This is a genomic window from Chitinophaga pinensis, assembly GCF_007896845.1.
GTDB classification, from domain to species: domain Bacteria; phylum Bacteroidota; class Bacteroidia; order Chitinophagales; family Chitinophagaceae; genus Chitinophaga; species Chitinophaga pinensis_C.
Genome location: NZ_VOHS01000019.1, coordinates 26,350 through 41,024 on the forward strand (window position 1 = coordinate 26,350; position 14,675 = coordinate 41,024).

A 14,675-nucleotide genomic window follows, 5' to 3' on the forward strand; every position below is an offset into this window, starting at 1 on the left:
CTGACTGCCCGACAAGCACCTGACACGATAATTAGCCCCAAACCAGTCACCTCCGTATTTCCGGGTTATACTATGATCATCCGGTAATGTCCGCTGATATTGCCCCCTGTTACTGCCCATTGGAGGCCATTTCAACCTCATTTCCTGATTCCTCTGAAACCTATAGCACAAAAAAAAGCCGGGCTTAATAAAGCCCGGCTTTTTTTGCGCTATAGATTTTAGAATGAATATCTCAGACCAAGCTGCATCTGGTGTCTGCTTCCAAAGAAATCTCTGGAATAAGGAGTACCAGGATTAGACCACTCGTATACCGGGTAAGCGGATGGAGTACCTGCAGTTTTCTGTGACAGACCAACACTCGCAGTTGAGTTGAAAGTGTTTGGAGAGAAGTATTGGATACCCCAATCCTTATTCAACAGGTTTGTCAGGTTGATGATATCATAAGTCAAAGTCAGTGTGTGAGTAGATTTACCGGCTTTGAAGTTGAAGTCCTGAGAGAAACGGAAGTCAGCCTGTGTATTCCATGGTGTACGACCACCGTTACGCTCTGTGAAGTTACCTTTACGGCTGCTCAGGTATTTATCACCTTCTACGTAAGCGAAGAATGCGTCAGCCATTGCCTGATTAGCAGGAGTGAAGAACTTACGCGCTTCTGCCTGATCTTTTGGAATGTAAGCCAGACTAACCTGCTGAGGTGTACCCTGAATAGTAGCATTCACGAAACCATAAGAGAATGGCAGACCGGAAGAGGTGTTAAAGAACAGTGCGAAGTTAGATACAAAACGGCCCTTGTGATTCCAGTCCATTTTGTAGTTAGCAGTTGCTACGATACGGTGACGGATATCAAAGTTAGAATAAGCCAAATGTGGATCGTTAGGATTCAGAGCCTGATTCAGCTGCCAGTTAGACTCCATGGAGTTACGGATACCATTGGTGATATCTTTAGACTGACCGTAAGTATACGCCAAGCTGAAATTGAAGCCGAAATCAAATGCTTTGCTTGCCTGACCAGTTACAGCATAACGGTAACCTTTCTTAGTATTAGACAGCAGATAAGCGTTGGTGAATTTAGAGTTGATCTTGGTACCGCTGTAGATAGGCTGTTGCTTATCGGTATCATAGATATTATATGTAGGATTATCTACCAGATTCACCTGCTGGAATTTCAGATCGTAGATAGTCTTGGTATAGATACCCTCAATCGTGAATCTCCATCTGTTTTTGGTAGAATAGTCCAGTGCTGCACTACTTCTCCACATCTGTGGCATCTTGAAATTGTTGTCGATCAGATCCACCTGCGTAGCACCTGTTGCATCATGTACGTCAACACCCTGTGCAGTTACAAACTGTGCGGCACCCTGATCAGATACTTTCACCGGATTGCTGCCTGCTGCCGGAGGAGCGGCTGCTGTAAAGCGTTTATCATACGCACCATAGGTGGTACCGTTGTTATAGTAAGCATAACCTAACCATGCAAACGGAATACGACCGGTAAACAGACCTGTTCCACCATGCAGTACCAGACTCTGGTCGCCTTTGATGTCGTAGTTAAAGCCTAAGCGAGGGGAGATCTGAATATTGTTCAGGTATTTATTGTTGATATCTTTTGGCTTCGTGTAGCTGTAAGTAGTACCGAAGTTAGGATCTACCGGAGCATTGGTTGTCTTGTCACTCAGGCTCTGTCTATTAGGCAGATTAGTGTAGTCAAAACGGATACCCGGAGTCAATTTGAAACGATCAGTCACCTGAATCTCATCCTGTCCATACAGGCTGTACATACCGATTTTGAACTGAGCTGGAGGATTCGCCATGATATAATCACGGGAATTATTAGCGTAGTTAAAGTTAGCACGTACACGGCTTGGTGCGTCATTCAGGAAGTCGTTGATACTTTCGTAGTCTACACGACCATTCCATGAGTTAACGAAGCCGTAAGTGATATTGTACAGCTCATTGTGCGTACCGATAGTGATGTTGTGCTTACCCTTGAAGATATTCACGTTATCAGTGAATTCGAAGGTCTTCTGTTTCATGTTGAAGATAGACGCCTCACGGTCTGTACCAAGGAAAATGGTACCACCTCTTGATTTGATCTGAATCTGTGCAAGTGAAGGATCAGAAGTAGGATCACGATAATCGTGCACGGTAGAGTAACCAACGATCAGACTATTAGAAACCGAATTATTAAAACGGCTTTTTACTTCCAATACAGTAGAAGACTGATTGTTTACCTGTTTGAAGTCGATACCGCTGAAACGGAAGTTCTGCTGGTCACGCTCCAGATTGGTTGCTTCAGAAGTAATAGTATTGTTACGCAGGGACAACTGGTGTTTATCATTGATATTCCAGTCTAAGCGGTTAAAATACTTATTGGAATTTGAATAGATAGAAGTGTTACCATAAGTTCCCGGATCATATTTACCAGTTTTGGTAACATCCAGATCCAGCATATGCTGACGGATCTGCTCAGCTTCCTGTACGGTGATCAGTGGCATATCTGCTGAACCTGCACCGAGAATAACCGGATCACGACGACGGGCGATCTCTTCGTTGGTGAAGAAGAATAATTTATCCTTGATAATAGGGAAACCCAATCTGATACCAGTCTGGTAATCATGGAAGCTGGAAGGCAGTTTAGAACCATCACCGGCATTGTTCTTACCGATCAAGTCAGCGTTACGGCCGAAACCATATACGGAACCATGGAATTCATTGGTACCGCTACGCGTTACAGCGTTGATACTACCACCCAGAAAGTTACCGATCTTCACATCATAAGGAGCCAGATACACCTGAATATCCTGAATCGCATCCAGTGATACCGGGTTGGAACGGGTGCTGCTACCTGGCTGTCCGGAGCTGTTACTCTGACCACCCATAGAAGGGCTGAAGCCGATTGCGTCATTATTGATCGCACCATCCAATGTAACGTTATTGTAACGGTAGTTGGTACCGAGGAAGGAGTTGTTGTTACTCTGTGGAGTAGCACGGGTAAAGTCCTGAAAACTACGGTTGATGGAAGGAAGGGTTTTTAACTGGTTCTGACCAATTTTAAAAGCGCCTCCTTTCTGTGTAGTGTTACCTTTTACAACTACTTCGCTCAGCGCTGTAGAAGCATCGGTCAGCTGAAAGTTGAAAGTAGAGCTACCCAGAGAAAGATTGATACCGGGAGCTTCTTCAGTTTTAAAACCTATATAGGAAACGGTGATTGTGTATGGACCACCCGGATTAACGTTGTTGATGAGGTAACGACCGTCTGCCTGTGTCTGCGCACCATAACGGGTACCTGTAGAAGTGTTTACTGCCAGTATTGTTACCCCTGGCAGGGCCTCTCCTTTACTGCTCACTATTTTCCCACTGATCTGGGAGGTTGTGATCTGAGCTCTTAAGCCGGCAGCCGACAGTACAAGGATACTCACAAATAACAATAATGAATAGAATTGCTTATTCACGTCTTTTCAATTTTGACGCAAACGTATCCCTGCTACATTACGCATATGTTAACACAATATTAAATTAATGTTAACACACAGGCGCACGTATCACACTCAATAACTTATATGTTAAGTTTTGAGCTATGTGAGCAAATTATTCTGTTCGGCTTGTTTAGTTCCTTACTTAATCCCAGACATAGACATAGGTAAAATGACAGGAGAAGCAGACGGAAAATTATTCATACAAGCTTGTTATAGGCAACAATAAGGGTATTGATAGTAATAGGTTTCCTTATATGTTCGCATGTTACCAAAAATATATAGCGTGTGTTAAGGGAGTGTTACCTCAATATTAAGTTTGGTAAATTCTAATGTTAAGTTTTTACGCGATGTAACGCTTGTGGTTTCATAGGCTCCCTGTCGCCAGTATTCACTAAAGACCTTCATCCCTTTTACCATGCTTTGAAGTCTTGATGATCTGCCCGGTGGTCAAAGACAAAGCAGTTTCATGTTTAGGTTCCGCTATTACAAAAAGGCTGTTAATCCTGCTCACCGCATCCAGCCGGGAAAGTTTGTTCGTAATAAACAACTCGTATTCTTCCAGATCGGCTACCATCACTTTCAGTAAGTAATCGTACGGACCGTTGATCTTATAACATTCCATTACCTCGGGAAAAGTATTGACCTTCGCCTCAAACAGCTGAAAGATATCATGCCCATGCTCTTTAAGTGTAATATTGGCAAAAGCTGTTACATGTTTGCCCATGCGCTTTTTATCCAGAATGGCGACATAGCCTTTAATATAGCCCTCACATTCAAGCCGTTTTACGCGTTCAAATATGGAGGTTACTGATTTTCCCAGTCTGGCAGCTATTTCCTTATTGGTAAGACGCGCATCTTCCTGTAGCAGGTCCAGTATGTGCAGGTCGGTTTCATCTAACGTGAAATGCATTGGGGAATATTTTACTAAAATTACGCAGATTCAGCCGCTGTACCTGAAAAAAAATCATGATTAACAACTCATTATAGATTTGTTTTCGCCTTCCCGCCGCTTCTGTATTTCTAGTTACAATAATGATGACCTTTATCCCGACGCCAACTTTGTCATACACCAAAACTAATCTCTTCAATGGAAACACGAATTGTAATTCCTCTTCAGGCATTATGTCTGGAGGATATCCCTATCGTAGGTGGTAAGTGCGCCTCACTTGGAGAAATGATTGCCAACCTCACCAAAGCAGGTATTAATATCCCCTCCGGCTTCGCTATCACCACCACAGCCTATTATCAGTTTCTGCGTCAGAGTGGTCTGGAAGAGTACATTAAGGAACAGATCTCTGGTATTGATTTTACTTCACTGGTTACCCTGAGACGTGCAGGACAACGCATCCGCCAGGCTATCAGCAATACCAAGTTTCCGCATGAACTCAGTGCAGAGATTATCAGCGCCTATCTGGAACTATCCCGGGAATACGGTCAGGACGTCACAGACGTAGCCGTGCGTTCCTCCGCCACTGCAGAAGACCTTCCGGATGCCTCCTTTGCCGGACAGCAGGAAACCTACCTGAATGTCAGAGGACCAGCTGCCCTGATAGATGCCGTGCGTAACTGCTTCGCATCCCTTTTTACGGATAGAGCAATCAGCTACAGACAAAACTTCGGATATGATCATTTCAGTATTGGCTTATCCGTTTGTATACAGAAGATGGTCCGCTCAGATCTGGGTGCTGCCGGTGTAGCCTTTTCACTGGATACAGAATCAGGCTTCAAAGATGTAGTTGTGATCAATGGCGCCTTCGGTCTGGGAGAAATGGTCGTACAGGGATCCGTCTCTCCTGATGAGTTCATTGTATTCAAGCCGGCGCTCGACGGTCATCATACACCCATCATTGAAAAGCGCCTTGGTATGAAAGATAAGATGATGGTCTACGGTGAAAGTAATGACCAACGTACCAAGATCATCCCGCTTGACAAAGCCAGTCAGCAAAGATTTTCACTACGCGATAAACAAATTTTGCAACTTTCCGAATGGGTATGCCGCATAGAAGAATACTATTCGCAGCTCAAAGGAAAATGGTGTCCGATGGATATCGAATGGGCCTTAGATGGGCTCAGCAATGAACTATTCATCGTACAGGCCCGCCCCGAAACCATTCACTCACAGAAAGAACATCATACAATTACCTCCTACAGCATGGAACAAAAAGCGACGCCTTTATTAAAAGGGATCGCGGTAGGAGATAAGATCGCATCCGGAAAAGTGAATATCCTCTTCTCACTGGACAAACGTATTACTGAAGGATCTGAATTCAAACCCGGCGATGTACTCGTTACAGACATGACAGACCCCGACTGGGAACCTATCATGAAAATGGCAGCCGCCATTGTTACTAATAAAGGAGGCCGTACCTGTCATGCCGCCATTGTCGCAAGAGAAATGGGCATTCCCGCCATCGTAGGTTGTGGCAATGCTACGGAGTTGCTTAGCTCTGGTCAGGACATTACGATCAGTTGTGCAGAAGGAGATGAGGGCATTATCTACGAAGGCATTGTGCCTTTCAAAGAAACCTCTCTTGATCTGCGGGAGCTACCCGGGATCAGAACATCTCTGATGCTGAATGTAGCATCTCCGTCAATGGCTTTCCAATATTCACATCTGCCTAACAAGGGTGTCGGATTAGCAAGAGAAGAATTCATCATCAACAACTACATTAAAATACATCCGCTTGCACTGCTGCATCACAAAACACTGAACGATGCCGCGCTTAGTGCCGAGATCAATCAACTGATAAGAGGATATGAAAACGAAGAGGCTTATTTCGTACAAAAGCTGGCCTACGGCATTGCGAAGATTGCCTCTGCATTTCATCCGGGTAAAGTGATCGTGCGTTTCTCTGACTTCAAGAGTAATGAATACTATAATCTGTTAGGAGGAAAGTACTTCGAACCGGAAGAAGAAAACCCGATGATCGGCTGGAGAGGTGCATCCAGATATTATTCTGATAAGTATCGCGCTGCTTTCGAACTCGAGTGTAAAGCCATCAAAAAAGTAAGAGAGGAAATGGGACTGGAAAACGTAGTCGTCATGATTCCTTTCTGCAGAACGGTGGAAGAACTGCTGAAGGTATTGGATACAATGAAGCAATATGGGCTCGAGAGAGGAGAAAACGGACTGGAAGTATACCTGATGGCAGAAATACCTTCCAATATCATTATGGCAGAAGAATTTGCTGCGCATATCGACGGCTTCTCTATCGGATCCAATGATCTTACACAACTCACTTTAGGGCTCGACCGCGACTCTTCATTGATTGCGAACCTCTACAATGAGCGTAATCCCGCTGTGTTGAGAATGATCAGTATGCTGATCAGTACCGCTAAGAAGCAACATGTGAAAGTAGGTATCTGCGGACAAGGGCCTTCTGATTTCCCTGACTTCACAAAGTTTCTGGTGGAACAGGGCATTGATAGTATCTCCGTCACACCAGACGCATTGACTAAAACAGTAAGAGCTATTCACGAAGCAGAAGAACTGCTCAGCTTACACGCACCATTACACGTTTTATAGTATAAAGCCCACGATAAAACAGAAAGCCGTCCGCAGTAGCAGACGGCTTTTTGCTGTATTATATCAATCAGTTTTATAAAATCTGAATCAGCTTTACAATCTGAGAAGGATTAGGACATGTAGTGGTCTTTACCCTGTGGAATACATTGTATGTACCTTTTGGCAGATTGGAAGGGAAGTGGAAAGAAATGTCAGAATCATTCCATGTCGCTACACTTACATTAGCGCTATTCCTGATATCCCATTCTACAGCAACCAGTTCATTCAGCTTCACTCTGTAAGACGGATACAGCGTACCGATGTTGTTGTAGGTAGCTTGTGTACCAGATGCAGGCAGGTTGATGTGCGGATAGAGATTACATGCAGATCCCGGATATAATGCTCTTATTACTTCAGCATCTTTACCACTCTCGTTAAACAAAAGATATCCGTCGTTGGTAGATGGCACAAAGTTTTTGCGCATGATTGACAATGCAGCATCACTTTCGGAAAAAGCAGGAAGATCCACGTTACCGATCACCTGACCATTATCAGCGATACCTTCACCCTGTGTATTCCAGTCACTGTGACGCAGTCCCATCATATGGCCGATTTCGTGTGCGATCAACCAGGAAATCTGGTCGGAGCTCAGGTTCTGTGAATCGATCAGGGTTTTGTTAAGGATAATCTGATAACCATTCACACCGTTGAAGTTAGAAAATCCGGGATAGTCTCCCATTGCATAAACACCTGAAGGCAGGGTACCATAAACAATCTGGAAACTATATGCCGGATCAGTAGCATAGTAAGTAGCATAAAAGCTCAGAGCAGAATGTGCACTGTTCCATTCCTGAATCGCTCTTACAGCACCAGCATAATAACGGGGCTCTCCGAGTACTGTTGATGGCAAAAATACTTTGATCTGGTTGCCAAGGGTCCAGAGATTGGTAGCGGTTGCATACTTCGCGTTTGCATCCTTTCTGATATTGTATTCATCGAGGAATTTTCTTGAGATGGCGCGATCTCCTTCCACAACAAAAATAGAATCATAATTTTTTACGCCAGAAGTATCAAAGCCGAGATCATGGATCTTTTGCAGATACTTTTCATCTACGCGGGCTTGAATTTCATCGGTCACCGGGGCTTGGGTGTTTGCATTCTCTTTTTTACAGGCAAATAAAAAAGCAGACATCGCAGTAATGGTCACTGCTAAAGAGGCAATACGGGTTCTCATGTGATGTATTTGATTTAATTAACAAATTCTCCGGACAATAGATTACCAGCACATCTGTCTATACACAAATGCAACAGGTATATTTTTATACAACATTCTCTAGTGCGTAATACGAATACAATTGCCTTTAGGCAGGTATGTATGGTCAATGCAGATAGAAGACGGATTTTGCATCATCAAAAGGCCTGATGCGGGCCGGGTAACATATCTCGATACGGGGTTCATATGGTCGGGTATACAACTTAAAAACTGATACTACAATAGTAACAATTTGTTTTGTAAAAAAAGCACAAAACATGTTATGCAAATATTAACAAAAAAATGAGGGGGCTGTCTCATAAATAAAAAATGAGGCGGCCCTTTTTATATTGTTTTGAAAAGTAGATTGTAACTTAATGTTATGGCAAGAGGAAAAAGTCTTACGGTAACATTTAAAGCTACTCATCAGAATCAGCTGTCGCTAATTCCGCTTGATTTAAATGATATGGTGGCAGCCAATCATCCTGTGAGGATAGTGGCGGCCATTCTTGATAAAATCGATATCAGTAAGCTAATTGCCGAGTACAAAACAGGCGGAGCCAGTAGCTATCATCCCAAAGTATTACTAAAGATTTTGGTATATGCTTACATTAATAATATATACAGCAGCCGCAAAATAGAAGAAGCAGTTAGTCAGAATATAAATTTCATGTGGCTGGCAGGTCTAAATAAGCCTGATCATAATACAATCAATAGGTTCCGGGGTAAGCGCTTGCAGCGGACGTTACGTCCCATTTTCAGCCAGGTAGTTGAATTGCTGTGCCAGGAAGGTCTTCTGAGTATAAAAGAGTTGTACACAGACGGGACTAAAATTGAAGCAAATGCGAACCGGTATACTTTTGTATGGGGCAATTCTATTAAATCAAACCGGGAAAAGATCAAAAAACAACTTTGCGAGCTTTGGGAATATGCTCAGCAGGTGGCTGCATCAGAAATGGATGATACCGATCCGAGTGGGTTTGATAAAATTGATAGTGAAAAAATAACTGAGACTATTAATAAAATAAACGAAGCGTTAAAGGACAAAGACGTTGACAAAAATATCCGCCAGAAACTGAACTATGGCAAGAAGAACTGGCCTGCAGCACTTGATAAATATGAGGGGCAAGAAAATCAGATAGGTTGCGGCCGTAGTAACATGAGTAAAACAGATCCAGATGCGACATTTATGCGGCTCAAAGAAGACCATATGAAAAATGGCCAACTGAAACCAGCGTATAATGTTCAGGTAAGCACCAATAATCAGTACATTGTAAATTATAGCCTTCATCAACAAAGCACCGATACCAATACGCTAATCGCGCACCTGGAACAGCATATAAAGACCTACAAGGAAAAACCAACCAATATTACAGCGGATGCAGGTTATGGTAGTGAACAAAACTATCAATGGCTTGAATCTAAACGGATCACTGCTTATGTGAAACACAATCAGTTTGACAGACAGCAGCGTAAGCGAAAAAAGGAGAAAAATCCTTATTCATCTGATAAATTAGTTTACGACGAGAGCAACGACCAATATGAGTGTCCGAAAGGCAAGCCGATGCATAATGTGGGCACCTACACCAGGCAAACAACAACAGGCTTTCTACAGACGATCACAAAATATGAAACAGAGAGTTGTAAGTATTGTAGGTTAAAAAAGTTATGCCATCAGGCAAAAGGTAACCGTGTGATTGAAATTAATCATAATCTAAAACGGCTAAAATCGAGGGCAGATAAGCGGTTAAAAACAAGACGGGGAATAGCTAAACGTAAACAGCGATGTTTTGATGTGGAATCTGTTTTTGGTAATATCAAGCATAATCACCACTTCAGGAGATTTATGCTCCGTGGCATCGAAAAAGTCGAAATAGAGACTGGCTTATTAGCCCTAGCGCACAATCTTAGGAAGAAAATAGCCTAAGAAACCTAAAACTAAACTTCAAAATATCGATTTGATACTTAAAATATCTTTTAGGTATATAATACACCATATCGGCTGATATAACAGTATAAAAACATAAAAGGGAACGTCTCAACTTATGAGACGCCCCCCTCTGACAAGCAGTTATATTATGTAAGAATTACTCTTTTACATATACTGTTTCGTTTGGAGTCCAGTTAATCCATGCCTGATTAGTCCATGGGTTAGCAGGATCTACCGCACCAACGTAGTTAACTTTATCGAAGAAAGCATCGAATTCAGCAGAGAATACTGCAGTTTTAGCAGTTTTCAGCGCAAATTCAGTGTTGGTAGCTTTGTAAGAAGCAGCAGAAGGAACTTTAGCAAATACATCAGCCAGAGCAGTGTAAGTAGTGTTAGTGTTCGCTTCAGCCATGATCAGGTTTTTGATATCGTTACCAGTCAGGTAGCTTGCATCTTTAGTATCAGCATCGAATAATACCGGACCGATAGCAGTAGCACCAGCACCACGCTGAGTAGAGATAGGGCTGATACCAGAAGCCTGGAAGATAGAGTTCGTGATTTTGGAAGTACCATCACTCAGATAATCCTGAGCAACTTTACTTTCAACATCAGTAGCAACTGGCATACCAGAGAATACAGAGTTTGCTACAGTAAAGTTAGCACCTCTTCTCCATCTTGCACCAGAGTAGAAATAATCACCAGCACCGGTTGCAGCACCAGGACCTACGAGGGTCAGGTTAGAAATGATTGGGTGAGTGAAAGGAGTAGAAGTGTTTGCACCGTTCAGGTTGTCAACTTCCAGACCGTTTGACAGGCTCACAACGTCAGAAGCTTTAGGATCCAGCAGAGCTACGAGGAACTGCAGTTTACCTTTGAAACCGCTATCCATATCGAAGTTATCATCCAGAGTACCGTAAGCTACCAGATATTTACAGTTTACGCTACCACCGAACCACTCGTAAGCGTCATCGCCAGAGTAGCTAACCTGGATGTGGTCAACTGTAGTACCAGAACCAACAGCGTAGAAAGTAACACCGTTTACTTCGCTATCTGCAGTACTTGCCAGCGCGATACCACCAAACTCGATTCTTACATATTGCAGTACACCGGAGTTGTCAGCATCATCACCCTGTGTGCTGGAAGCGTTACCATAGTTCAGGTTAACGGTTGCATCTACGTTAGCCAGACCTTCAACAACTCTCTTGTCAACTGGTCTGTTGGTAGAACCTTTACCTAACAGGATAATACCACCCCAGTCACCTTTAGCACGTGCACCTGGCGCTTTAGCAGATGTGAATACGATTGGAGCATCAGCAGTACCTTTAGCGATCAGCTTAGCACCTGCAGTGATGATCAGGGTACCACCGGAGGTAGGACTTGTATTTCCACCCAGAATAGTAGTACCTGGTTCTATAGTCAGAGTAGCGTTATTTGTAACGTAAACATACTCTTTCATCAGATAGAATGTATCCTTTGAAAGCTTTCTGTCGGCAGAGATTTTACCTTTCAATTCAACAGTCGCCTTCGGTTGTTCAGGAGTTGGTTCAACTTTGTCATCATCTTTACAAGCTACGAAAGTTGTAGCCAGCGCAGCAGCCATAAGCAGAACTGATGTCTTGTTTTTTCTCATAGAATTTAAATTGAATTTTGGCAAAAAAATGAATTAAATGTTAGCTGATTATTAGCACTATGTTAACAAATGGTCAACTTATTACGGACCCTTTATTATCTGAAAGTATAGGAAAAGCTTAAAGAGAAATTAGTTCCATATTTGTACTGATAGAACACATAATCTGTTCCTTTCTTATAAGATCTTTTATCGTCTTTGTTCTGATACAGCAGGTATGGATTGTTCAGGATATCTGAGATATTCAGCTTGATCTCTCCGTTCTTTTTGAACAGACGTTTGCTGAGCTGCAGATCGAGCAGGTTTCTTGAATTCTCGAATACATCCAGTTTGTTGCTGCTGTCGTCACCCACAATGTTGATCCTTGAACCGATTCTGTTGTACAGTACGGTTAAACCCATATCATTGTTAGGATTGTTGATCTGCAAACCTGCGTTGATCAGGTATGGAGACTGACCCGGCATACTTCTCGTTTCACCGTTGATGTTACGTACAGTCTGGTTTGGATTCTTGATAGAAGAGTGAATGAATGCACCGTTGGCAAAAATGAATGAGTTCTTACCCCATCTGCCCATTGCAAACTCCAGATTCTTTCTCGCTTCTAATTCAATACCGAATGTATTTGCATCATTCAGGTTAATGTATGTACGGTCATTGTTATCGATGCTATACCATGTTTCAGAGATAGGATCTTTAAATTTCTTATAGAAGGCAGCTACTGCGAATGTTTCGCCAGCTGCAGGATATAATTCGTAACGTAAATCGATGTTAGTGATACGGGTCTGTTTCAGGTTTGGATTACCAAATACAGTGGCCGCATTCAGGAAGTCAAAGAAGCTGAAAGTTGCGAGCTCTCTGAATTCTGGTCTTGCAACAGTATTAGAGTAAGACAATCTCAGGTTAGTCTTCTCAGTCAGTGTATACACAAAGTTTGCTGAAGGCAGGAAGCTATTGAAAGTAGTATCTGTTGTATAGCTGGAAACAGTAGATACTGGTTTCAGCTGCTGGTTGTAGCGCTCGTAACGCAGTCCCCAGATCACTCTCAGGTTTTTAGTGATAAAGTTATCAAACATGAAATAGCCTGCACTCAGATTTGAGGTTGCATTGTATTCACCGGTATTATCCTTGTCATCTCTCAGATAGATACCATTGCTTCCCAGATTCTCGTTGGAGAACAGTTCATATGGAGATAAAGCCAGTTTCTCGTAAGGGAAATCAGGAGAAGAATGATAAGAGAATGGCCTGTAGATAGAATAACGTTTTCTGTATTGTTCAAACACACCCAGTTTCAGTGAATGATCTTTGCTCTTCTGGATGAGTGGGAACTGATAAGAAAGACCACCATTATAGATGTTATCTTTTACAGTAAAGAAACCACGGGAAGAACCACCATTTACTGGCTGATCGATGATAGCGTGACTATCTGTATAGTTGGAGATACGCATATCCGGATCATCTCTCTTGGTGTTAGAGTAGTTCAGCAACCATTCTACTTTTCCGCTTTTCAGACTGTGCTCACCCTGTAATGTAGATGACAGGATAGAACGCTGTGTCAGCGTCAGCATCATAGACTGTGTCAGATAGTGGAAAGGAGGATTAGGATCCGCTGCTACATCACGTAACAGTGTATTGTTGTCCAGTATACGGTTATACAGGTTTTTGAAAGATATTTTGTTGTTCTTAAAGCTGTAAGCGAGGTTTGCTACAGCACCCAGTGAACTTGAATATCTGTTGGAAGTATCGATGTTATGACGTCTGTATACTTTGTTGTCGATATCGAAATCATTACGCTCTGCAAACTGATTACGTTCGGTGTGGTTATGTGTTACGGAGAAAATGTAACCCAGTTTACGCTCACCAAAGTATTTGGTATTACCACCAGTGATCTGCAGACTGGTACCAGGTGCTACAGTCGTATTAGATACTCTCCAGTTATTATTGAAAGCTTTGTTGATATCATCTTTTGCTTTACCAGCCAGATTATTGAATGCAGCAGAAGAAGGAACAGCAGAAGGCAGTTTTCTTGAACCGTCATCAAATGTCCAGTAATCAGAAGAACCTCTCATACCGGTCTTCGCATCTTTGAATGTAGATAAACCATTTACAGAAACACCAGCAGAAGCAGTGATGAATTTTTCGTCAGGGAAATCTTTTGTATTTACCTGAATAAGACCACCAGCAAAATCGCCCGGCTTATCAGGAGTAGAAGTTTTATTGATCACCATGTTATCAATCAGACCAGAAGGAATGATATCGAAGGAGAATGATTTCCTGTCAGGCTCTGTACTTGGTAACAGTACATTGTTCATGGTGGCGTTGTTATAACGGTCAGTCAGACCACGTACAACAACGAATTTGCTATCCTGAATACTGGCGCCACTTACACGTTTCAGTACTTCACCGGTATTTTTATCAGGGGAAGATCTGATCTGTTCAGCAGAGATACCGCTGGATACAGCGACGTTATTCTTCTGGGCAGTATATAAAGCGTTGATTGTTTCCTGTTTGAATGAACCTCTGATCACAACTTCCTGTAATTCTTTGGACTTAGGTTCATCCATAATGATGGGGAGCTGGGTAGCGGCACCGGCCTTTACGACTACGTCGCTTACGGCTTTAGTCTGATAACCCATATATTTAAACTCCAGGACATAAGTACCGGGAGCTACGTTCAGTGTGTAACGACCTTCAACATCGGTAACCGCGCCAGTAGAAGTACCCTGTACGATAACGGTAACGCCTATAAGGGCTTCACCTGTTTTCTGGTCAGTTACTTTACCGGTGATTTTGCCATTATCCATGGCAAACGCGGAGAGGAAGGTACTCAAAAGGAGGCACACACATAACAGTGCAGACGCAAGAGAATGTTTCACGATATAAGCTGA

At 42.7% G+C, this 14,675-nt stretch carries 7 protein-coding genes; 2 read left to right on the top strand and 5 right to left on the bottom strand.

The window, feature by feature from the left end; all coding sequences use genetic code 11:
* Positions 1–218 precede the first annotated feature (218 nt).
* Positions 219–3,452, bottom strand: a complete 3,234-nt coding sequence (locus tag FEF09_RS18385; protein WP_146306469.1) for a TonB-dependent receptor — start codon at positions 3,450–3,452, stop codon at positions 219–221.
* 415 nt (positions 3,453–3,867) lie between these two features.
* Positions 3,868–4,386 carry an Lrp/AsnC family transcriptional regulator gene (locus FEF09_RS18390; RefSeq protein WP_146306470.1) on the bottom strand — a complete coding sequence of 173 codons (519 nt, stop codon included), beginning with the start codon at positions 4,384–4,386 and terminating at the stop codon, positions 3,868–3,870.
* Positions 4,387–4,563: 177 nt separating this feature from the next.
* Here FEF09_RS18390 and ppsA point away from each other — a divergent pair, with 177 nt between their 5' ends.
* Positions 4,564–7,002, top strand: coding sequence for a phosphoenolpyruvate synthase (gene ppsA, locus FEF09_RS18395; RefSeq protein WP_146306471.1), 2,439 nt, complete (start codon positions 4,564–4,566; stop codon positions 7,000–7,002).
* A gap of 73 nt (positions 7,003–7,075) precedes the next feature.
* Here the strand turns inward: ppsA and FEF09_RS18400 are convergent, their stop codons facing one another.
* Complete coding sequence (locus FEF09_RS18400) at positions 7,076–8,215, bottom strand: M57 family metalloprotease (protein WP_146306472.1); 1,140 nt, start codon at positions 8,213–8,215, stop codon at positions 7,076–7,078.
* 400 nt (positions 8,216–8,615) lie between these two features.
* Between FEF09_RS18400 and FEF09_RS18405 the strand changes: the two genes are divergently transcribed.
* Complete coding sequence (locus tag FEF09_RS18405) at positions 8,616–10,160, top strand: IS1182 family transposase (protein ID WP_146306473.1); 1,545 nt, start codon at positions 8,616–8,618, stop codon at positions 10,158–10,160.
* A 160-nt stretch (positions 10,161–10,320) separates the two neighbouring features.
* Here the strand turns inward: FEF09_RS18405 and FEF09_RS18410 are convergent, their stop codons facing one another.
* Both FEF09_RS18410 and FEF09_RS18415 read right to left on the bottom strand, forming a co-directional pair.
* Positions 10,321–11,793, bottom strand: a complete 1,473-nt coding sequence (locus FEF09_RS18410) for a cell shape-determining protein MreB (RefSeq protein WP_146306474.1) — start codon at positions 11,791–11,793, stop codon at positions 10,321–10,323.
* 95 nt (positions 11,794–11,888) lie between these two features.
* On the bottom strand, positions 11,889–14,663 hold the full coding sequence (locus FEF09_RS18415; protein WP_146306475.1) for a TonB-dependent receptor: 2,775 nt from the start codon (positions 14,661–14,663) through the stop codon (positions 11,889–11,891).
* Positions 14,664–14,675: the final 12 nt, after the last annotated feature.

Coding starts and splice junctions, on each gene's coding strand:
- FEF09_RS18390 (WP_146306470.1), bottom strand. CDS start 4,386: ATGCATTTCACGTTAGATGAAACCGACCTGCACATACTGGACCTGCTA.
- FEF09_RS18410 (WP_146306474.1), bottom strand. CDS start 11,793: ATGAGAAAAAACAAGACATCAGTTCTGCTTATGGCTGCTGCGCTGGCT.
- FEF09_RS18405 (WP_146306473.1), top strand. CDS start 8,616: ATGGCAAGAGGAAAAAGTCTTACGGTAACATTTAAAGCTACTCATCAG.
- ppsA (WP_146306471.1), top strand. CDS start 4,564: ATGGAAACACGAATTGTAATTCCTCTTCAGGCATTATGTCTGGAGGAT.
- FEF09_RS18400 (WP_146306472.1), bottom strand. CDS start 8,215: ATGAGAACCCGTATTGCCTCTTTAGCAGTGACCATTACTGCGATGTCT.